Here is a 19,696-nt window from a genome sequence, read left to right on the forward strand (position 1 = left end):
GCTGGACGAGGCTGTCGGTCCGGTCTCCTAGGGTAGGAGGAGACCTGGTGCCCGAGGCTGTCGTCACGACGTGCCCGGGGAGCCGTAGACGAGACGAAGGAGACGGGTGACCGCCCAGCCCGAGAGCGAGCAGCAGATGCTGCCAGGCCTCTCTGCGCCCAGGCCGGTCCCGTCGAGGTCGGAGACAGGTCTCGCGCTCGCCACCGACCTGCCGATCGCGCGGTTGTGCGTCGACGTCGCACCTGCACACCTGGACAGGCTCTTCGACTACACGGTCCCGGCGGCGCTGTCAGACGACGCCCAGCCCGGGGTCCGGGTCAAGGTGCGCTTCGGCGCTCAAGACGTCGACGGCTACGTCATGGAGCGCGCCGCGAGCACCACGCACACGGGCAACCTGGTCGCGATCCGCAAGGTCGTCTCACCGCAGCCTGTGCTCACCCCTGAGGTCGCCGACCTCGCGCGCCGGGTCGCGGACTACTACGCGGGCTCGCTGAGCGACGTCCTGCGGCTGGCTGTGCCGCCGCGGCTCGCCCGCGTCGAGAAGGAGCCGACAGCCCTCGAGACGCGGGTAGCGTCCGGGGCGGAAGGTGAGCCCGGAGCGACTGGCGCGGAGCCGGACCTGACCGCCCCGGTCCCGACGGCTACGACAGCCGGCAGCGTGACGGCCTGGTCCGTCTACCGCGGCGGTGACGCCTTCCTCGGGCGCCTGCGGGCAGGGGACTCTCCGCGCGCCGTCTGGACCGCGCTCCCCGGCCAGGGCCGGACGGCCGGGTGGCCGGCGGCGCTGGCGCAGGCGGCTCTCGCGACAGCGTCCGGCGGCCGGGGCACCGTCGTCGTCCTCCCGGACGCCCACGACGTCGACAGGCTCGCCCAGGCCCTCGTAGAGGCTGGCGTGCCCGGGTGGTCGCCCCAGCACGCTGCCGAGCAGCCGGAGGCACCCTGCTTCGTCCCGCTGACCGCCGACCTCGGACCGACGCCGCGCTACCGCAACTTCCTCGCCGCCCTGCGCGGCGAGGCGCAGATCGTCATCGGTACCCGGGCTGCGGCCTTCGCGCCCGTCGCCGACCTCGGGCTCGCCGTGTGCTGGGACGACGTCGACGCCATGCACCAGGAGCGTCGGGCGCCGTACCCGCACGTGCGTGAGGTCCTCGCGCTGCGGGCCGAGCAGACAGGTTGCGCGGTGCTCGTCGGCGGACTCAGCCGGTCGATCCACGCCGAGGCCCTCGTCCGCAGCGGGTGGGCGCGCGAGATCGTCGCCGACCGCCAGACCGTGCGCACCGAGACCCCTCGCGTCGAGGCGCTCACCTCGGTCGAGGTCGCCCGTGAGGGACCAGCCGGGGCTGCGCGCCTGCCCGGGGCTGCGTGGCAGGCCATCACGAAGGGGCTGCTCGACGGCCCCGTGCTCGTCCAGGTCCCGCGGGCTGGGTACCTGCCCGTCGTCGCCTGCGTCCGCTGCAGGACGGCTGCCCGCTGCACGGCCTGCAACGGCCCGCTCGCCCTCCACGGAGCGCACGCGGTCCCGCAGTGCTCGTGGTGCGGCGCTCTCGCCGGCGGCTGGCGCTGCCCCGAGTGCTCCGCGACAGGCCTCCGGTCGGTCCGGGTCGGCAGCGACCGCACCGCTGAAGAGCTCGGCAAGGCCTTCCCGGGTGCCACCGTGCGGGTCTCGGGCGCCCGGTCTGCCTCCGGGATCCTCTCCGAGGTGCCCGACAAGCCAGCACTCGTGGTCTCGACGCCCGGTGCCGAGCCTGTCGCCCCCTCGGGCTACTCCGTCGGGGTGCTGCTCGACGCAGCGGTCTCGACCAGCCACGTCGGTCTCTACACCGACCAGGAGGCTCTGCACCGCTGGATCACCGCCGGGGCGCTCGTGCGACCGAGCCGGCTCGGCGGGCGGCTGCTGCTCGTCGGCGACGCAGCCCCGACCCCCACCAACGCCCTGGTCCGCTGGGACCCTGCGGGCCTGGCCGGACGCGAGCTCGACGAGCGGGCTGAGCTGAGCATGCCCCCGGCCGTCCGCATCGCGTCGGTCACCGGGGACCGGCACGCCGTGGCGCTCTTCCTCTCCAGGGTGACCCTCCCCGAGGGAGGGTCCGTCCTCGGGCCTGTCGAGCTCCCCGAGCCCGTCGTGGCCGCCCAGCCCGAGCGCGCGCCGTCGGTCGGCCGCACCGGTCGACCCGCGGTCAGCCGAGCTGTCCAGCCCGGCAGCGGGACCGCGCGGTCGCGCGCCGGGGGAGGCCTCGAGGCCGAGGTCCGTGCCATCCTGCGTGTCCCGGTCGCCCGAGGGCGCGAGCTCGCCCGCCACCTCGCGGCTGCCCTCGCCGTCGCGAGCGCCCGCCGAGAGGCTGGGCTCATCACTGTCGTCCTCGACCCCAAGGAGATGCTGTGACCAGCGCCGAGAGTGCCCCTGAGATCGAAGCGGTCCGCGTGGTCGAAGCGGTCCCCGTCGTCGACACCGTCCTCTACGACCTGGGCAACGTCCTCGTCGGCTGGGACCCCTACGGACCCTTCGAGGGGCTCAGCCACGACGAGGTCGACGCGTTCTTCGCCGAGACCGACTTCTTGGCGCGCAACCACGAGCAGGATGCCGGGCGACCGTGGGCCGAGCTCAGGGCCCTCGTCGAGGAGAGCTGGCCGCAGCACGCCCACCTCGTCGACAGGTACGTGGACGGCTTCGCAGCGAGCCTCACCGGTCCGGTCCCAGGCTCGGCCGAGATCGTCGACGAGCTCCTCGCGACGGGCACCAGGCTCTACGGGCTCACCAACTGGTCGGCCGAGCTCTTCCACCACGCCGTCCCCGCGGCCCCGTCGATCGGCCTGCTCGAGGGGATCGTCGTGTCCGGCGAGGTCGGCCTCGCCAAGCCGGACCCTGAGATCTTCCGGCTGGCGATCGACAGGTTCGCGCTCGACCCGGCACGCACGGTGTTCGTCGACGACTCACCTCGCAACGTCGAGGCCGCTCGGAGCGTCGGGCTGCACGCCGTGCACTTCACCTCGGCCGAGGCGCTGCGCCTCGAGCTCGTCAGGCTGGGGCTGCTGGGCTGAGGACATGCGAGCCTCAGGCCAGGGCACCCGGCTCCGTGGCCGACCGTGCGTCAGGCCCCTGCTGTCGCCCTCGTAGACTGGGGGCATGCGTCTGCTCTTCGCCGGGACCCCGGCCGTAGCTGTCCCTGCCCTGGAGGCCCTCATCGGGTCGCGGCACGAGGTCGTCGCCGTGCTGACCCGTGCTGACGCACGGGCAGGGCGCGGACGACAGCTCGTCCCGAGCCCGGTGCGTCAGCGTGCCGAGGAGGCCGGTATCGAGGTCATCACCGACCGCCCGCGCAGCGAGGGCTTCGTCGAGCGTCTCGAAGCCCTGCAGATCGACTGCGCGCCTGTCGTCGCCTACGGCGAGATCCTGCCGAAGGCCGTCCTCGACGTACCCCGCAACGGCTGGGTCAACCTGCACTTCTCGGTCTTGCCCGCCTGGCGCGGTGCGGCGCCCGTCCAGCGGGCCGTCATCGCGGGCGACGAGGTCACCGGCGCGACCACCTTCCTCATCGAGGAAGGCCTCGACACCGGACCCGTCCTCGGCACCGCGACCGAGACGATCCGCCGCCGCGACACCTCGGGCGACTTGCTCGACAGGCTGTCCAGGTCAGGCGCAGGACTGCTCGTCGCGACCCTCGACGCGATCGAGGACGGCCACATGATCCCCGTGCCGCAGCCGACCGACGGCGTGAGCCTGGCCGCGAAGCTCACCGTCGACGACGCCCGGGTCGTCTGGACCCACCCTGCCCACGCCGTCGACCGTCTGGTGCGCGGCTGCACCCCCGCCCCCGGGGCCTGGACGACCCTGCCCGACGGTTCCCGTCTCGGTCTCGGCCCGGTGAACCCGCTCGACGAGCCCCTCGAGGTGTCCCTCGCGCCGGGTGAGGTCCAGGTGACGAAGTCGGCTGTGCGGGTGGGTACGGCGACTGTGCCCGTCGAGCTCGGCGAGGTCCGCCCCGCAGGCAAGAAGCCCATGAACGCCGCCGACTGGGCCCGCGGGGCCCGCCTCGGCGACGGTATCCGCCTCGGCCAGGAGGCCTCCGCATGAGCGCCGACGACCGTACCCCGCAGCGCGGCACCGACGACCGACGCAGCGCTGACGACCGGCGTGGCTCCGACGACCGACGCGACGCCAAGGGTCGCGAGCGCGGCGGCGCTCGTGCCCGCGGAGAGGGCCACCGCGGCTCGCTCGCCCCGAGCGAGCGCCGCAAGGGCACCGACTCCGCCCGTCTCGTCGCCTTCGACGTGCTGCGCGAGGTCGCCGACTCCGATGCCTACGCCAACCTCGTGCTGCCGCCGATGCTGCGGTCCCGCAGCATCTCCGGCCGTGATGCCGCCTTCGCGACCGAGCTCGCCTACGGCACGCTGCGGCTGCGCGGTCGCTATGACGCGATCATCGCCGAGTGCGTGGACCGCCCTCTCGACAAGATCGACGCCCCGGTCCTCGACGTCCTGCGCCTCGGCGCGCACCAGCTGCTGGGCATGCGCGTCCCCTCGCACGCGGCTGTCTCGGAGACTGTCGGTCTGGCGCGTGAGCGTGTCGGCGCCGGCAGCGCGCAGTTCGTCAATGCCGTGCTGCGCAAGATCTCGCGCACCGAGCTCGAAGAGTGGCTCGAGACCGTCGAGGCGGCACAGACGGACGAGATCGCCCGGATGTCTGTGGTCGACAGCCACCCGCAGTGGATCACCCGGGCGCTGCGCGACTCGCTCGTGGGTTCGGGGCGTCCCGTTGACGAGCTCGGGTCGCTGCTCGAGGCCGACAACGCGGCTCCTCGGGTGACCCTCGTCGCCCGTCCTGGTCTGGTCACGCAGGAAGAGCTCGGCGAGCAGGTCGAGTCTCGCCCCGGGCGTCTGACGCCGACCGCGGTGGTGCTCGACGGCAGCGACCCGGGCGCTGTGCCTGCGGTCCGCGCCGGGCTCGCCGGGGTGCAGGACGAGGGGAGCCAGCTCGTCACCCTCGCCTTCACCCAGGCGCCTGTCGAGGGGGCCGACGCTCGCTGGCTCGACATGTGCGCGGGCCCCGGCGGCAAGGCTGCGCTCCTGGCGGCGATCGCCGGGACGCGCGGCGCGCGGGTCGTGGCCAACGAGGTGCAGCCGCACCGCGCAGACCTCGTCGACCGGGCGCTCGTCGCCGTGCCGGCCGACTCCGTCGAGCGGGTGCAGGTGTGGGACGGTCGTGACATCGGCGAGCAAGAGCCCGGTGCCTACGACCGCGTCCTCGTCGACGCACCGTGCACGGGGCTGGGGGCGCTGCGCAGGCGTCCCGAGTCGCGCTGGCGCCGTTCGCCCGCGGACGTCAAGGTGCTCGCCGCGCTCCAGCGGGAGCTGCTCACGTCGGCACTGCACGCCGTCCGCGACGGGGGAGTCGTGGGCTACGTGACGTGCTCGCCGCACCTCGCCGAGACGCGTGCTGTCGTCTCGGACGTGCTCGCCGCGCTCCCCGAGGGCTCGGTCGAGATGCTCGACGCGCGCGCCCTCGTCACGGAGATCGCCGGCACCGACGTCCCGCTCGCCGAGCGCCTCGACGTCCAGCTGTGGCCGCACCTGCACGGCACGGACGCGATGCACCTCACGCTGCTGCGCCGCACTGGTCTGTAGACGACCGGGTCTGTAGACGACCGGGTCTGTAGACGGCCGGGTCTGTGGGCGACCGGGCCTGCAGGTCACCGGGCCCGACGGTGACCTGTGCGGCCTGTCCGGGCTGCTGCTCGGCTGGGATCGTCGTGCTGCACGGCCTAGTGTGGGCCGCATGAGTGCACTCGTCTCACCCAGCATCTTGTCGGCGGACTTCACGAACCTCGAGCGTGACCTCCAGGCGATCTCGACCGCCGACTACGCGCACGTCGACGTGATGGACAACCACTTCGTCCCGAACCTCACGCTCGGCCTGCCTGTCGTCGAGCGGATCGTCCAGGTGTCGCCGATCCCGATCGACGTGCACCTGATGATCGAAGACCCGGACCGCTGGGCACCGGGCTTCGCCGAGGCCGGCGCGCAGTCGGTGACCTTCCACGCCGAGGCAGCAGCCGCACCGGTCAGGCTCGCCCGCGAGCTGCGCCGTCTCGGGGCGCGCGCCGGGCTCGCACTCAAGCCGGCGACGCCCGTGGAGCCGTACCTCGACCTGCTCTCGGAGATCGACATGATCCTCGTGATGACCGTCGAGCCCGGCTTCGGCGGCCAGTCCTTCATCGAGGGCACGCTCCCGAAGATCCAGCGGGCCCGCCGCGCGATCGGCGAGGCCGACCTCGACGTCTGGCTGCAGGTGGACGGCGGCATCTCGCGCTCGACCATCGACCGTGCGGCGGAGGCCGGTGCGAACGTCTTCGTCGCGGGCTCTGCCGTCTACGGAGCCGAGGACATCCCGGCTGAGATCGACACCCTGCGCACGATGGCGTCGGCGCACAGGCACTAGCCGCGCAGCGGCCGCCTCACCTACGCCTCGACCCCGACCTCGAAGATCGTCTCGAGTCCGTCCTCCTCGTCCCACTGCTCGCCGGTGACGACGAGGCCGTGCGCCTCGACGAGCAACCTAGAGGCCTCGTTGTCAGGGCTGACGGTCGCACGTAGCGTCCGCACGTCCGGTTCACGGCGTGCGACGTCGAGGAGGATGCGCAGGGCAGCGCGGGCGTGGCCTCTCCGGCGGCGCGCTGGGTCGACCTCGTAGCCGACCTCGACGGTGCCGCTCTCCGGGGCGCCGTGGAAGCCGGCTCGTCCGACGACCTCGCCCGCCGGGGTGACCAGCAGCCGCGTCACCCAGGCCGCGTCCGAGGGCGTGCGAGCGAGCTGGCGACTGCGGTAAGCCCAGACTCGTCGACACTCCGGGCTCACGAGGAACGGGGTCAGGCGCAGGCCGTCGCCGACGGCGTCCTGGGCTGTCGCGAGATCGCCGGCCGCGAGGGCGTCGACGGCGTCGGTCGGCAGCCGGACGAGCCGGGTCCCGGACGCGCCGGGCACGTCGGCGGTCCAGACGGGGGAGCGATGCGGTCTGTCGTCCTGGCTGAGGGCTGTGCTGTCGTCGGGCATCGGCTCATCCTGCTCCGAGGGTGAGGTCCCTGGCCAGGGAATTGCGCCGCGGGCAGACGACCCAGACGACTGTCCGGGGCTCGTGGCATAGTGGACCCCAGCAAGTACACGTGCTCTGGGGTCGGTGAAAATCCGAGCCGGCGGTAACAGTCCGCGACCCGCACCTCGGTGCGGTTGATCTGGTGCAACTCCAGGACCGACGGTCAAAGTCCGGATGGGAAGAGTCTCGTGGCGGTGCGCCGGTGTCTCACGACGCCTCAGGCGCACCGTGATGTCGTGCACCCTCCGGGGGCACGCTCGTCCTGCCCCGGAGCGCGTCCGCACCGACAGGCAGAGACAGGCGACTTCCGTGGACGCAGCACCACTCACCCTCGACGAGGCGATGGCGTACGCCCTCGACCTCGCTCGCCGGGGCCCCGCGCACGGCCCCAACCCGCAGGTCGGCTGCGTGCTGCTGGCGCCCGCCCCAGGACCAGACGCGCCAGGCATCTTCGCGCGTGACGTCCTTGCCGTCGGGTGGCACCGCGGTGCGGGCACACCTCACGCCGAGGCTGACGCTCTTGCGCGTGCTGAGGCCGCGGGCGTCGACGTCCGTGGAGCGACAGCAGTCGTGACCCTCGAACCCTGCAACCACACGGGCCGGACGGGTCCGTGCGCGCAGGCGCTGCTCGACGCGGGGGTCGGCGAGGTCGTGGTGAGCGTGAGCGACCCCAACCCTGTCGCAGCCGGCGGGGCAGAGCACCTGCGCGCCCACGGTGTCGAGGTCCGCACCGGGCTGATGCTCGACGCCGGTGAAGAGCTGTTGCGGGTCTGGCTCGCCTCGGTCCGCCTCGGGCGTCCTTTCGTGACGCTCAAGACGGCGACGAGCCTCGACGGCTGCGTCGCTGCCGCCGACGGATCGAGCCGGTGGATCACCGGACCGGAGTCCCGCGGCCACGCGCACGGCGTCCGAGCGACCGTCGACGCCATCCTCGTCGGCTCGGGGACCGTCGCCGCAGACGACCCGACCCTCACAGCGCGTCCGGCGACGGGCGAGGCTGAGGACCACGAGAGGTCGTCGACCACACCGGTCCACCAGCCGCTCCGTGCCGTGATGGGGGAGCGCCCCGTCCCGGACGACGCCCGCATCCGCGGTGACGACGGGAGGTTCATCCACCTCACCACCCACGACGTGCACGAGGCTCTCGCACGGCTCGCCGCGCTCGAGGTGCGGCACGTGCTCGTCGAGGGTGGTCCGACTGTCGCGACGGCCTTCGTCACGGCCGGCATGGTCGACGAGATCCACTCCTACGTGGCGCCCGTGCTCGTGGGCGAGGGCCGACGGGTCGTCGGGTCGCTCGGTGGCCAGAGCATCGACGACGCCGTCCGATGGTCCACGAGCACCGTGGAGCGTCTCGGTGAGGACGTCCTCGTCGTGGCCCGGGCCGTGCGACCACCGCCCTGACGGTCGAGCGGCTCCGCGCACAGCGTGCTGAGCCCTCCGCTCGTCCCTAGGTCTCGCCCGTCTCCCGCGCGGGCGTGGCCTCACCACCTCGGCCGCCGTCAGCGGCCTGCACCACCGACCAGGAGAAGCAGATGTTCACAGGAATCGTCGAAGAGCTCGGGACCGTCACGGCCCTCGAGCTCCCGGACGGCACGCGCAGCGACGCCGTCCTCACCGTCTCGGGCCCGCTCGTCGTCTCGGACGCCGGGCTCGGGGACTCGATCGCGGTCGACGGGGTCTGTCTGACCGTCACGTCGCTCCCCGAGGGCGGGTTCACCGCCGACGTCATGCCGGAGTCGCTGAGCCGCACGGCCCTCGGTTCGCTGGCCGTCGGACGGCGGGTCAACCTCGAGCGCGCGATGCGGGCCGACGCCAGGCTCGGTGGGCACATCGTCCAGGGGCACGTCGACGGCGTCGGCACGCTGGTGAGCCGTACCCCCGGGGAGAGGTGGGACGACCTCGTCTTCGAGACGTCCACCGACGTCGCGCGGTACGTCGCCGAGAAGGGCTCGATCACTGTGAGCGGGGTGTCCCTGACCGTCACGAGCGTGACCGCGACGACCTTCGGGGTCTCGCTCATCCCGACCACCCTCGAGGCGACCACCCTCGGTTCCCTCGTGGTCGGCGACGCCGTGAACCTCGAGGTCGACGTCATCGCGAAGTACGTCGAGCGTCTGCTCGGGGCACGAGCATGAGCGCCCGTCTCGCGACAGTCGAGGAGGCTCTCGACGAGCTCCGCGCTGGACGCCCGGTCCTCGTCTCGGACTCCCCGGACCGGGAGAACGAGGCCGACGTGGTCTTCGCAGCGTCGACCGTCAGCACCGAGTGGGTGGCCTGGACCATCCGGCACTCGTCGGGGTACCTCTGCGCGCCGATGCCCGCGTCGCGGGCTGATGCGCTCGAGCTGCCGCTCATGGTCCCGCAGTCCCAGGACCCTCGTCGGACGGCTTACACGGTCACGGTCGACGCGGCGACGGGGGTCACGACAGGAATCTCGGCCGCTGACCGCACCCGGACCCTCGGCGTGCTGGCCGACCCCGCCTCAGGGTCGGGAGACCTCATCCGACCGGGCCACGTGCTCCCGCTGCGCGCTGTCGCGGGCGGTGTCCTGCACCGCGCTGGGCACACCGAGGCGGCGGTCGACCTCGTGCGTCTCGCTGGCCTCGGCGAGGTCGGCGGGATCGCCGAGCTCGTCAACGACGACGGCACCATGATGCGGATGCCGCAGTTCTCCGCGCTGGCCGAGCGTGAGGGGCTCGCGCTGCTGACCATCGAAGACCTCATCGCCTGGCGGCGCGAGCACGACCCCGTCGTCGAGGCCGAGCCGCTCCCGCTCCCGGGCGAACGGGTCCACGCGACGTCCGTCGCCGACCTGCCGACGGCGCACGGCACCTTCAGGATCCACGGGTACCGCGACATGCGCACGGGCGCCGAGCACGTCGCGCTCGTGCCCGTCGGCGTCGAGGCCCCGCACGACGTCCCTGTCGTCCGGGTGCACTCCGAGTGCCTCACCGGGGACGCCTTCGGGTCGTTGCGCTGCGACTGCGGTCCTCAGCTCGAGGCGTCGATGGAGACCGTCGCCCGTGAGGGCGGCGCCGTGGTGTACCTGCGGGGCCACGAGGGCCGTGGCATCGGTCTGCTCGCGAAGATCGCCGCCTACGAGCTCCAGGACGCAGGCCGGGACACCGTGCAGGCGAACCTCGACCTCGGTTGGCCTGCGGACCGGCGCGAGTACGGGGGAGCGGCGGCGATCCTCGTCGACCTCGGTCTGCAGCGTGTCCGGCTGCTCACCAACAACCCCGCGAAGTCCACGGGGCTCGCTGCGCACGGCGTCGAGGTCACCGAGACCGTCCGCCTCGAGGTCGGCCACTCCCACCACAACGAGCGGTACCTGCGCACGAAGAAGGAGCTCATGGGCCACGTGCTCGACACCGTCGTCGCCGAGAGCGACATCGTCGCCGAGAGCGACGTCCTCGCCGCCCAGGCCGCGGGGGACACGACCACCCAGGGGACCGAAGCCACCACCACGACCAGCACCACACAGCAGACGGAGGACGCACGATGAGCGGCGCAGGAGCACCCAGCATCACGGTCGACGGGACGGGCCTGCGGGTCGTCGTCGTCGCCGCCCAGTGGCACACGCAGATCATGGACGGTCTCCTCGAGGGTGCTCGGCGCGCGCTCGTCGCCGCGCACGTGACCCACGTCAAGGAGGTCCGGGTGCCGGGTTCCTTCGAGCTGCCGGTCGCGGCGGCCCGTGCGGCGGAGGCCGGCTACGACGCCGTCATCGCCCTCGGTGTCGTCGTCCGTGGGGGTACCCCGCACTTCGACTACGTCTGCCAGGCGACGACCCTCGGGCTGACGGACGTCGCGGTCCGCACGGGTGTGCCCGTCGGCTTCGGCGTCCTGACCGTCGACACCGAGCAGCAGGCCCTGGACCGTGCCGGGCTGCCCGACAGCTCCGAGGACAAGGGCGCCGAGGCCGTCGAGGCGGCGATCGCCACCGTCCTCGCGCTCCGCTCGCTCTGACCCCGGGGTGTCCGACGGGTGCCACCCGTCGGACACCGGTCGGTGCAGAGCGGATCCGGCGACTAAGGTAGTCGGCGTGAAGACGTTCGAAGAGCTGTTCGTAGAGCTCACCGCCAAGTCCGTTGACCGACCCGCCGGATCCGGCACAGTGGCTCAGCTGGACGCAGGGGTCCATGCCATCGGCAAGAAGATCGTCGAAGAGGCCGCCGAGGTCTGGATGGCCGCCGAGTACCAGAGCGACGCCGAGACGGCCGAGGAGATCTCCCAGCTCCTCTACCACCTGCAGGTGCTCATGGTCTCCAAGGGGCTGACCCTCGACGACGTGTACTCCTACCTCTGACGAACCGCCCGTCCTCTCTCACGAACGCGAGTCCTCCTGTGCTGCGTATTGCCGTCCCCAACAAGGGGTCCCTGTCCGAGCCCGCCTCCGAGATGCTGCGCGAGGCTGGCTACCGCCAGCGTCGTGACACCCGCGAGCTCGTGCTCGCCGACCCCGACAACGACGTGGAGTTCTTCTTCCTCCGCCCGCGCGACGTCGCCGTGTACGTGGGTGCCGGGACCGTCGACGCCGGGATCACCGGCCGCGACCTCATGCTCGACTCGGCCGCCGACGCCGAGGAGCACCTCCCGCTCGGTTTTGCCCGCTCGACCTTCCGCTTCGCCGCGCCGACCGGTGAGATCACCGACATCGCGCAGATCGAAGGACGTCGCGTCGCGACCTCGTACTCGGTGCTCGTCGGCCAGTACCTGGCCGAGCACGGCATCACCCCGACAGCGATCGTGCACCTCGACGGTGCCGTCGAGAGCTCGGTGCGTCTCGGTGTCGCCGAGGTCATCGCCGACGTCGTCGAGACCGGCACCACGCTGCGTGCCGCCGGGCTCGAGATCTTCGGAGACCCCATCCTCAGGTCCGAGGCCGTGCTCATCCGCCGGAAGGGTGTCGAGTCGCCCGCCGGTCTCGACACGCTGACGCGTCGTCTCCAGGGTGTGCTCACCGCGCACGAGTACGTCCTCATGGACTACGACGTCCCCGCGTCCCTCGTTGACGCTGCCGTGGCGATCACCCCGGGCCTCGAGTCGCCGACGGTCTCCCCGCTGCACGACCGAGACTGGGCCGCCGTCCGCGCGATGGTCCGCCGCGCCGAGACCAACCAGGTGATGGACGCGCTGTACGACGTCGGCGCCCGTGCGATCCTGGTGACCTCGATCCACGCCTGCAGGCTCTGACGGTCCCGGCCGTCTGACCGGTCGGAGAGGAGTGCCCATGGCACGTGACGTCTACGCAGACCTCAGGCCACGGTTCGTCCGCTACGTGGCCTGGGGTGCGATCGTCGTGATCGTGCTCGGGGGACTCCTCGTCCTCTGGCAGGCTCCTGGCACAGACGGCCGTGGCTACGAGCCCGCCGACGCCCTCGGCACCTCGGTGGTCCTGGTCGCCGGGTGCGTCTTCCTCTGGCGTCAGGCCACGGTCCGCGCCCGCGTGGACGAGCACGGCGTCACGGTCCGCAACCTCCTGCGAGTGCGCACCCTCGAGTGGACGCAGGTCCTCGCAGTGCGGTTCGGCTCGGGCGACCCCTGGGTGCTCCTCGAGATCTCCGACGGCACGACCTGGCCGGTCATGGCCGTCCAACGAGCCGACGGCGAGTACGCGGTGCGCGAGGCCCGGCGCCTCGCAGCCCTCGTGGTCCGCCACGGCGAGGGCCAGGAGCAGGACGGCTCGGGCCCCGCGGTCTGACACCAGCAGCACGCGCTCGGACCCGCAGGCCGGTCAGCCCCGCCCGTCAGCGAGACGACAAGAACCCCCTGCCTCAAGAGGCAGGGGGTTCTTGTCGTGCTGTGCGCGGTGCCTATGACCGGTCGTCCCCGCAGAGACGACCGGTCAGGAGCGCCTCAGTAGCGGGCGTCCGTGCGCGGCTTGCGGTCGAAACGCTCTTCGCGACGGCCGGACGGTGCGCTGTTGCGCGGGCCGCCAGCGGCGGGACGGGTCGGCGCGGGGCCGTCGTCCAGCTTGATGCGCAGCGCCTTGCCGGCGACGCGGGCCCGGGAGATCTTGTCGATCGTCTCGGAGTCGAGCGGGGCGCTGATGTCGACGAGCGAGAAGGACGGGAAGATGTCGATCTTGCCGAGGTCCTTGCCCGAGAGGCCACCCTCGTTGGTCAGCGCGCCGACGATGCCGCTCGGCTGGGCGCCGTGCGTGTGACCGACGGAGAGGCGGTACCGGGTGCCGGTCGACTCGCGGCGGACACCGCGCGACGGACGGTCGTTGTCACGGCGCTCGCGCGGGGCGCGGTCGTCGTCACGACGCTTGCGGGCGTCACGGGCCTCGGCGCGCTGCGCCTCGAAGGCTGCCTCTTCCTCGCGAGCCTGGGGGCCGTCGTCGCCGACGGCCAGGGCTGCGAGGATCGCGGCGAGCTCGGCCGGGTCGGTGCCGTGGGTGTCGATGTGCGTGCGGATGAGGTCGCTGTACATCGACAGGCGGCCGGCGTCACGACGGGCGTCCACGCGGCCGAGGAGCGTGGCGACCTTGTGGGCCGACACGTCGGCGGGCGACGGGATCTCGATCTCGACGAGCTGCTGACGGATCGTACGCTCGATCTGCTTGAGTCGACCGCGCTCGTTCGGGGTGACGAAGGAGAGCGCGACACCCGTGCGTCCGGCGCGGCCCGTGCGGCCGATGCGGTGGACGTAGGCCTCGGGCTCACCGGGGATGTCGAAGTTCACGACGAGACCGATGCGGTCGACGTCGAGGCCACGGGCCGCGACGTCGGTCGCGACGAGGACGTCGAGGGCGCCGGCGCGGAGGCGCTCGACGATCTTCTCGCGGTCCTTCTGCGCCACGTCACCGGAGATGGTCGCGGCGGAGATGCCACGCTCGATGAGGGCGGAGCCGACCTCTTCTGCTGCGCCACGGGTGCGGCAGAAGACGATCGCGGCGTCGGCGTCGGAGGTGGCGAGCACGCGGGTCAGCGAGCCGACCTTGTGACGGAAGGGCACGACCGCGTACTGCTGGGTGACCGAGGTGACGGTCGACGACTGGCGCGACACGGCGATCTCGACGGGCTGGCGCATGTGGTGCTGCGCGACGCGGCGGATCTGCGGGGGCATCGTCGCGGAGAACAGGGCGACCTGACGCTCGACCGGAGCGGCGCCGAAGATCTTCTCGACGTCCTCGGCGAAGCCCATGCGGAGCATCTCGTCGGCCTCGTCGAGGACGAGGAAGCGGATGTCACCGAGCTTGAGGGTGCCACGCTCGAGGTGGTCGATCACACGACCGGGGGTACCGACGACGATCTGCGCGCCGCGGGAGAGCGCACGAGCCTGGGGCGGGTAGGGCGAGCCACCGTAGACGGGGACGACCTCGATGCCGGGGAGGTGCTTGGCGAAGGTCTCGATGGCCTCGGCGACCTGCATGGCGAGCTCGCGGGTCGGGGCCAGGACGAGGGCCTGGGTGCGACGCAGCTCGGGGTCGACGGCGGCGAGCATCGGGAGCCCGAAGGCCGCGGTCTTGCCCGTACCCGTCTGGGCGACACCGGTGATGTCGTTGCCTGCGAGGAGGGCCGGGATGGCCTTCTCCTGGATGGTCGACGGGATGGTGAACCCGAGGTCCAGCACCGCGGAGAGCAGCTCGGCGGGGAGGCCGAGGTCCGCGAAGGTGACTGCCTCAGCAGCAGGGATGGGGGTGGTGAGGGCGCTCTCGGGCGCAGAGGTGTCAGAAGACGTCATGGAGGACTACAACCGTTCAGTGGTGTGGGGGAAGCGGAGGTCAGCTCGACCTGTCGATCTGGAGTCGCAATCCCGAAACACACACACTGGGCCGTGACCGGCCACTGACACACGCACACGCGGGACCCGCGACAAACTCCGAGGGATGGCTCCACAGTACGCCCTGGAGGGTGTCGCAGACCAGCGTCGGGCGCGGTGACCTCGACCACAAGGTGCTGGTCGCGCACGCAGCAGGGGAGGGCGTGACGGTGCCGCCCCCTAAGATGACAGCACAGCAGGGACGCGCACGGTGAGGGGCAGGCAGCGGTGGCCGAGGTGAACGAGCAGCAGGTGAGCACACGCGTGCTCACGGTCCCCAACCTCATCAGCATGCTGCGCCTGGCCCTCGCGCCGGTGTTCGCCGTCCTCATCATCACCTCCCACGACGTCGCCGCCCTGCTCGTGCTCGCCTTCTCCGGGTTCACCGACTGGCTCGACGGCGCCGTCGCCCGCCGGCTCGACCAGGTGTCGAAGCTCGGCCAGGTGCTCGACCCTGCCGCCGACCGCCTGTTCATCCTCGTCACGCTGGTCGCCCTCGCGTGGCGCGACGTCGTCCCGCTGTGGCTGCTCGTCGTGATCTTGTCCAGGGACGTCCTCATGGCCTGCCTCCTGCCGACGCTCACGCGCCTCGGCTACGGGCCGCTGCCGGTGAACTTCCTCGGCAAGGCGGCGACCTTCGCCCTGCTCTACGCCTTCCCGCTGCTGCTGCTCGCGGAGTCGTCAGGGACGCTCGGCGCGGTCGCGCACGCCGCAGGCTGGGCCTTCGCGTGGTGGGGCGTGGGGCTCTACTGGGCCTCGGGTGCGCTCTACGTGGTGCAGGCCCGCGAGCTCGTCGCCGAGCACCGCGCTGCCGCAGGGGCACCGTCGTGACGCCGGGCCACCACGTGGACGACCCGAGCCTGGCGAAGCGCCCACCCGTCGACGCCTCGATGACCCTCCTCAACGAGGTGATGCACCGACCCCTCGACGCGGGCTATGCGGAGGCAGCACGTCGCAAGGCGCGGGGCGAGGCGCCGCCGCGCCGGAACCGGACCGTGATCTGGCTGCTCGTCCTGGCTGTCGTGCTCGGCTTCTCGACGGCGAGCGCGGCCCAGCAGCTGCGTGCACCCCAACCCGGGGTCGTCGCGGCGCGCGAGCTCCTCGTCGAGGAGATCACGAGCCGTCGTGCGCAGCTCGCCGAGCGGACGCAGACGAACACCGACCTCCAGGCGTCGATCGACGAGCTGCGGGACGCCGCGCTGTCGTCCTCCGACCCGGAGGCTGTCGAGCAGCTCACGCAGGACGGGCTCTCCAACGGGACGATCGCGGCCCGCGGCCAGGGCATCGTGGTCACCGTCGAGAACGGGCCCAACGCGGCCGACGAGCCGGCGGCGCTCGTGCAGGACTCGGACCTGCAGATGCTGGTCAACGCCCTCTGGGCCTCCGGCGCGGAGGCGATCGCCGTCAACGACCAGCGCCTCACGTCCACGACGGCGATCCGCAGCGCCGGGAGCGCGATCCTCGTCGACCTGGTCGGTGTGAGCGCCCCGTACGAGGTGGTCGCCATCGGTGGCACGAACGACCTGGAGACCGGCCTGGCGCGCTCTTCCGCGGCCCGGCAGCTGAGCGCTCTCGGGTCGCAGTACGGGATCAAGACGAACGTCTCGTCGAGCGACGAGCTCACAGTGCCTGCGGGGCCGACACGCGTGCTGTTCTACGCAGGCCCCGTCGGCAAGGATAATGACGAGGGTTGACATGCTGACCGAGGCGTCAGGAACTACTGGGTGGGGGAGTGACACGTGATTCCGGTCTTCGGTCTGCTGATCGGGGTGGTCGCCGGGCTGCTCCTCGAGCCCACGGTGCCCGTGTACCTCCAGCCGTACCTGCCCATCGCCGTCGTGGCTGCGCTCGACGCGCTCTTCGGCGGGTTGCGCGCGCTGCTCGACGGCATGTTCGACGACAAGGTCTTCCTCGTGTCCTTCTTGTCGAACGTGGTGGTCGCCGCGCTCATCGTGTTCCTCGGTGACCAGCTCGGCGTCGGCACGCAGCTCTCGACAGGCGTGGTGGTCGTGCTCGGCATCCGCATCTTCTCCAACGCTGCGGCCATCCGCCGTCACCTGTTCAAGGCATGAGCACGCCGACCGGAGGCCCCGACGAGGGCACGCGTGACACTCCCGAGGCCACGCCCGACGCGCAGGTGCAGCCCGACGTCGCCCGCGAGACCGAGACTGCTGCCGGTGAGGCCTATGCAGCCGTCGCCGAGACTCCCGCCGCCGCGACGCCTCCGCCCTCGATCCCCGTCGGGGCGACCGCGCCCCGCAGCCGGGCGGAGACCCACCCGGACACCGACGAGATCGAGGTCGTCCTCCCGCTGAGCGTCGTCAGGGTCGTGCCCAACCCTGCCCACGACGGCGAGACAGCCATGCGGCCACCACCCGTCAAGAAGGCGGGATCCTCGACGCCTGCCGCGGCCGCACGCCCTGGTCGTCCGGCCGCCGCGTCGCCAGCCCCGCGCCCTGCTGCCAGCGGATCAGCAGCGAGGCCCTCGACGACCGCCGCGCCGAGTCCCGACCCGTCTGAGTCGGGCTCCGAGCAGGCTCCGCAGAGCCCGGAGGAGGCGCGTCGCGCCGCCCGCGCCGCGATGACCCCGGGCAGCCGTCTCCGGTCGGCCTTCCGTCCCCGGATGACGCGGGCGCAGGTGCTCGCAGCGGTCCTCTGCGCAGTCCTCGGCTTCGCGCTCGTGGTCCAGCTGCAGCAGAACCAGCAGGACGAGTTCTCCGGCCTGCGCCAGTCCGACCTCGTGCGGATCCTCGACGACGTGAGCAAGCGATCCGACAGCCTCGAGCGCGAGGCGTCGTCGCTGCGCGAGACCGAGTTCGAGCTGAGGTCCGGCTCGGACTCCCAGCAGGCGGCCGTCGAGCTCGCCGAGAAGAACGCCGAGATCCAGGGGATCCTCTCCGGTCGCCTGCCGGCCGAGGGCCCCGGTCTCGAGATCCAGATCGTGCAGGGTGACTCGCCGATCTCGGCTGCGCGCCTGTTCAACGTCCTCGAAGAGCTGCGCAACGCCGGCGCCGAGGCGATCGACGTCAACGGGATCCGCATGGTGACCAGCAGCTATTTCGAGGACACGGCCTCGGGGGTCTCGGTCGACGGGATCGTCGTGGCCCCGCCCTACCGCTGGACTGTCATCGGCGACCCGCAGACCCTCGAGCCGGCGATGGCGATCCCGGGCGGGGCGATGGCCTCGATCACCACGAGCGGTGGCCGCACGACGATCGCCCAGAAGGAGCTCGTGCAGATCCGGTCGGTCCGCGACCCGGCCGACCCCCAGTTCGCGAAGCCCGCGACAGACGGGTGAGATCTGCCCCGTCGGTGCTCTCCAGCAGGTCGGCACGGGTGAGACGGGCGGGTCGAGGTGGTTTCGTCACCTAGACGGACCATCTAAGGTTGTGCAGATCAGATGCCTGCCGGACCGGTAGCGCAGTCAGTGCCGAGAGAGACCCGTGGACGACCGCGGGACCGCATGATCAGGAGGCGACATGAGTAGCAGCACTGAAGTCCCCGGGGGCCAGCCGGACCAGTCGCGTGCTGCCGCCCAGAGGGCTCTCGGAGACACGACGATCAGCTTCGGCAGCGGTCTGCAGGACGACGTCTCCGCAGCACCAGGCCTCACTGCCGAGGAGCAGGCGGCCGTGGCCGCCCTGCCGCGTACGTCAGCGCTCCTGGTGATGCGCCGTGGCCAGAGCGGCGGGTCGAGGTTCCTCCTCGACGACGACAAGACCGTCGCGGGCCGCAGCGAGAAGTCGGACATCTTCCTCGACGACGTCACGGTCTCGCGCAAGCACGCCGAGTTCGTCCGCGAGCTCGACGACTTCAGGGTCCGGGACATCGGGTCGCTCAACGGGACGTACGTCAACCGTGAGCGCATCGACTCGGCCCTCCTGAAGGCTGGTGACGAGGTGCAGATCGGCAAGTACCGGATGCTCTTCTACCCGAGCCCCCGCCAGCACGAGGCGACCAGCGACGGGCCGGCCGCCGAGTGACCGCAGCGCGCCCCACGCACGACCCGACGAGGGACCAGGGCGACGACGCAGCCGCTCCCGAGGTCGTCGACACCTGGCCCCACGGCATCTCGCGCGAGGCGACGATGCGGATCTCCGACGTGCTGGCCAGCCTGCGCCTGGAGTTCCCGGCGATCAGCCACTCGAAGCTGAGGTTCCTCGAGGAGCAGGGGCTCGTCGAGCCGGTCCGGACCTCGTCCGGGTACCGCAAGTACAGCCCTGCCGACGTCGAGCGACTGCGCTTCGTGCTCATCGAGCAGCGCGACAGGTACCTGCCGCTCAAGGTCATCAAGGACAAGCTGAGCGCCCTCGACGAGGGTGTGGCGAGCAGCGACAGGCCGCTCATCCCGCGGCTCGTCGCACGAGGTGGCCAGACCGCGACGACTGGTCGTGGGCCGTCGAGCTCCGACCTGCTCGCCGCCGAGTGCGGGGTGCCGGTGGCGCTCGTCGAAGAGCTCGTCAACGCCGGTGTGCTGCGTCCTGACGCCGGCGGTCGTTTTGACGCCTTCGCGCGCGACGTCGTCGAGACGGCCGCCCAGCTCGGTGTCTACGGCATCGAGGCGCGGCACCTGCGCACGCTCCGGTCGGCTGCCGACAGGCACGTGACCCTCGTCGACCAGGTCGTCTCGCCGTTGCGCGGTCAGCAGTCACCGGCCGCCCGGGGACAGGCTGCGGCGACGGCGTCCGAGCTCGGTGAGCTCATGGCGCGCCTGCACACGGTGTGGGTCCGCCAGGGGATCGACGAGCTCCCGCGCTGACGCTGGCCGACACGCCAGAAGTCGTCCGCCGACGGTCGTTGACCCGGTGACCGCGGACCCCTAGCGTGAGCATGGTC

At 71.9% G+C, this 19,696-nt stretch carries 20 protein-coding genes and 1 riboswitch; of the genes, 18 read left to right on the forward strand and 2 right to left on the reverse strand.

The window, feature by feature from the left end:
* The first annotated feature begins 106 nt into the window (after window positions 1-106).
* From HZZ10_RS03470 to rpe, 5 genes are all read left to right on the forward strand, one after another.
* On the forward strand, window positions 107-2,383 hold the full coding sequence (locus HZZ10_RS03470) for a primosomal protein N' (protein ID WP_179912425.1): 2,277 nt from the start codon (window positions 107-109) through the stop codon (window positions 2,381-2,383).
* A complete protein-coding gene (locus HZZ10_RS03475; RefSeq protein ID WP_179912426.1) occupies window positions 2,380-3,039 on the forward strand; it encodes an HAD family hydrolase in 660 nt (219 codons plus the stop codon). Before HZZ10_RS03470 ends, HZZ10_RS03475 begins: the two co-directional genes overlap by 4 nt.
* Window positions 3,040-3,124: 85 nt before the next feature.
* Window positions 3,125-4,072, forward strand: a complete 948-nt coding sequence (gene fmt, locus HZZ10_RS03480) for a methionyl-tRNA formyltransferase (protein ID WP_179912427.1) — start codon at window positions 3,125-3,127, stop codon at window positions 4,070-4,072.
* A complete protein-coding gene (locus tag HZZ10_RS03485; protein WP_179912428.1) occupies window positions 4,069-5,622 on the forward strand; it encodes an RsmB/NOP family class I SAM-dependent RNA methyltransferase in 1,554 nt (517 codons plus the stop codon). The genes fmt and HZZ10_RS03485 overlap by 4 nt, the downstream gene beginning before the upstream one ends.
* A gap of 151 nt (window positions 5,623-5,773) precedes the next feature.
* The gene (gene rpe / locus HZZ10_RS03490) at window positions 5,774-6,436 is read left to right on the forward strand and encodes a ribulose-phosphate 3-epimerase (RefSeq protein ID WP_056132690.1); all 663 of its coding nucleotides are present in this window, start codon (window positions 5,774-5,776) and stop codon (window positions 6,434-6,436) included.
* 20 nt (window positions 6,437-6,456) lie between these two features.
* Here rpe and HZZ10_RS03495 read toward each other — a convergent pair whose 3' ends face one another.
* A complete protein-coding gene (locus tag HZZ10_RS03495) occupies window positions 6,457-7,047 on the reverse strand; it encodes a GNAT family N-acetyltransferase (RefSeq protein WP_179912429.1) in 591 nt (196 codons plus the stop codon).
* 107 nt (window positions 7,048-7,154) lie between these two features.
* Window positions 7,155-7,278, forward strand: a riboswitch (FMN riboswitch).
* Window positions 7,279-7,429: 151 nt separating this feature from the next.
* Between HZZ10_RS03495 and ribD the strand changes: the two genes are divergently transcribed.
* The 7 genes from ribD to HZZ10_RS03530 all read left to right on the forward strand — a co-directional run bounded on the left by ribD (window position 7,430) and on the right by HZZ10_RS03530 (window position 12,794).
* Window positions 7,430-8,491 carry a bifunctional diaminohydroxyphosphoribosylaminopyrimidine deaminase/5-amino-6-(5-phosphoribosylamino)uracil reductase RibD gene (gene ribD, locus HZZ10_RS03500; protein ID WP_179912468.1) on the forward strand — a complete coding sequence of 354 codons (1,062 nt, stop codon included), beginning with the start codon at window positions 7,430-7,432 and terminating at the stop codon, window positions 8,489-8,491.
* Window positions 8,492-8,622: 131 nt separating this feature from the next.
* On the forward strand, window positions 8,623-9,225 hold the full coding sequence (locus HZZ10_RS03505; RefSeq protein ID WP_179912430.1) for a riboflavin synthase: 603 nt from the start codon (window positions 8,623-8,625) through the stop codon (window positions 9,223-9,225).
* The gene (gene ribA / locus HZZ10_RS03510) at window positions 9,222-10,595 is read left to right on the forward strand and encodes a GTP cyclohydrolase II (protein WP_179912431.1); all 1,374 of its coding nucleotides are present in this window, start codon (window positions 9,222-9,224) and stop codon (window positions 10,593-10,595) included. The genes HZZ10_RS03505 and ribA overlap by 4 nt, the downstream gene beginning before the upstream one ends.
* Complete coding sequence (ribH, locus tag HZZ10_RS03515; RefSeq protein WP_056132700.1) at window positions 10,592-11,059, forward strand: 6,7-dimethyl-8-ribityllumazine synthase; 468 nt, start codon at window positions 10,592-10,594, stop codon at window positions 11,057-11,059. Before ribA ends, ribH begins: the two co-directional genes overlap by 4 nt.
* A 76-nt stretch (window positions 11,060-11,135) precedes the next feature.
* Window positions 11,136-11,399 carry a phosphoribosyl-ATP diphosphatase gene (locus HZZ10_RS03520; RefSeq protein ID WP_012866813.1) on the forward strand — a complete coding sequence of 88 codons (264 nt, stop codon included), beginning with the start codon at window positions 11,136-11,138 and terminating at the stop codon, window positions 11,397-11,399.
* 38 nt (window positions 11,400-11,437) lie between these two features.
* Window positions 11,438-12,286: an ATP phosphoribosyltransferase gene (gene hisG / locus HZZ10_RS03525; RefSeq protein WP_056132708.1), complete on the forward strand. Its 849-nt coding sequence runs from the start codon at window positions 11,438-11,440 to the stop codon at window positions 12,284-12,286.
* Window positions 12,287-12,323: 37 nt separating this feature from the next.
* On the forward strand, window positions 12,324-12,794 hold the full coding sequence (locus HZZ10_RS03530; RefSeq protein WP_179912432.1) for a PH domain-containing protein: 471 nt from the start codon (window positions 12,324-12,326) through the stop codon (window positions 12,792-12,794).
* 155 nt (window positions 12,795-12,949) lie between these two features.
* On the opposite strand, the gene HZZ10_RS03535 is transcribed toward HZZ10_RS03530, so the two are convergent.
* On the reverse strand, window positions 12,950-14,782 hold the full coding sequence (locus tag HZZ10_RS03535) for a DEAD/DEAH box helicase (RefSeq protein ID WP_179912433.1): 1,833 nt from the start codon (window positions 14,780-14,782) through the stop codon (window positions 12,950-12,952).
* A gap of 330 nt (window positions 14,783-15,112) precedes the next feature.
* Here HZZ10_RS03535 and clsA point away from each other — a divergent pair, with 330 nt between their 5' ends.
* From clsA to ftsR, 6 genes are all read left to right on the forward strand, one after another.
* Entirely contained in the window at window positions 15,113-15,691 is a 579-nt protein-coding gene (gene clsA, locus HZZ10_RS03540; protein ID WP_308507471.1) for a cardiolipin synthase ClsA, read from the forward strand.
* Complete coding sequence (locus HZZ10_RS03545) at window positions 15,688-16,554, forward strand: DUF881 domain-containing protein (protein WP_056132717.1); 867 nt, start codon at window positions 15,688-15,690, stop codon at window positions 16,552-16,554. The genes clsA and HZZ10_RS03545 overlap by 4 nt, the downstream gene beginning before the upstream one ends.
* A 45-nt stretch (window positions 16,555-16,599) precedes the next feature.
* The gene (locus HZZ10_RS03550; RefSeq protein WP_012866819.1) at window positions 16,600-16,932 is read left to right on the forward strand and encodes a small basic family protein; all 333 of its coding nucleotides are present in this window, start codon (window positions 16,600-16,602) and stop codon (window positions 16,930-16,932) included.
* On the forward strand, window positions 16,929-18,158 hold the full coding sequence (locus HZZ10_RS03555) for a DUF881 domain-containing protein (RefSeq protein ID WP_179912434.1): 1,230 nt from the start codon (window positions 16,929-16,931) through the stop codon (window positions 18,156-18,158). Before HZZ10_RS03550 ends, HZZ10_RS03555 begins: the two co-directional genes overlap by 4 nt.
* Before the next feature lie 181 nt (window positions 18,159-18,339).
* Entirely contained in the window at window positions 18,340-18,843 is a 504-nt protein-coding gene (locus tag HZZ10_RS03560; protein WP_056132722.1) for an FHA domain-containing protein, read from the forward strand.
* On the forward strand, window positions 18,840-19,619 hold the full coding sequence (ftsR, locus tag HZZ10_RS03565; protein WP_056132726.1) for a transcriptional regulator FtsR: 780 nt from the start codon (window positions 18,840-18,842) through the stop codon (window positions 19,617-19,619). Before HZZ10_RS03560 ends, ftsR begins: the two co-directional genes overlap by 4 nt.
* Window positions 19,620-19,696: the final 77 nt, after the last annotated feature.

Source organism: Sanguibacter inulinus, from assembly GCF_013415325.1.
Classification (GTDB): domain Bacteria; phylum Actinomycetota; class Actinomycetes; order Actinomycetales; family Cellulomonadaceae; genus Sanguibacter; species Sanguibacter inulinus.

Coding starts and splice junctions, on each gene's coding strand:
- fmt (WP_179912427.1), top strand. CDS start 3,125: ATGCGTCTGCTCTTCGCCGGGACCCCGGCCGTAGCTGTCCCTGCCCTG.
- HZZ10_RS03485 (WP_179912428.1), top strand. CDS start 4,069: ATGAGCGCCGACGACCGTACCCCGCAGCGCGGCACCGACGACCGACGC.
- rpe (WP_056132690.1), top strand. CDS start 5,774: ATGAGTGCACTCGTCTCACCCAGCATCTTGTCGGCGGACTTCACGAAC.
- HZZ10_RS03495 (WP_179912429.1), bottom strand. CDS start 7,047: ATGCCCGACGACAGCACAGCCCTCAGCCAGGACGACAGACCGCATCGC.
- ribD (WP_179912468.1), top strand. CDS start 7,430: ATGGCGTACGCCCTCGACCTCGCTCGCCGGGGCCCCGCGCACGGCCCC.
- HZZ10_RS03505 (WP_179912430.1), top strand. CDS start 8,623: ATGTTCACAGGAATCGTCGAAGAGCTCGGGACCGTCACGGCCCTCGAG.
- ribA (WP_179912431.1), top strand. CDS start 9,222: ATGAGCGCCCGTCTCGCGACAGTCGAGGAGGCTCTCGACGAGCTCCGC.
- ribH (WP_056132700.1), top strand. CDS start 10,592: ATGAGCGGCGCAGGAGCACCCAGCATCACGGTCGACGGGACGGGCCTG.
- HZZ10_RS03530 (WP_179912432.1), top strand. CDS start 12,324: ATGGCACGTGACGTCTACGCAGACCTCAGGCCACGGTTCGTCCGCTAC.
- HZZ10_RS03535 (WP_179912433.1), bottom strand. CDS start 14,782: ATGACGTCTTCTGACACCTCTGCGCCCGAGAGCGCCCTCACCACCCCC.
- HZZ10_RS03555 (WP_179912434.1), top strand. CDS start 16,929: ATGAGCACGCCGACCGGAGGCCCCGACGAGGGCACGCGTGACACTCCC.
- HZZ10_RS03560 (WP_056132722.1), top strand. CDS start 18,340: ATGAGTAGCAGCACTGAAGTCCCCGGGGGCCAGCCGGACCAGTCGCGT.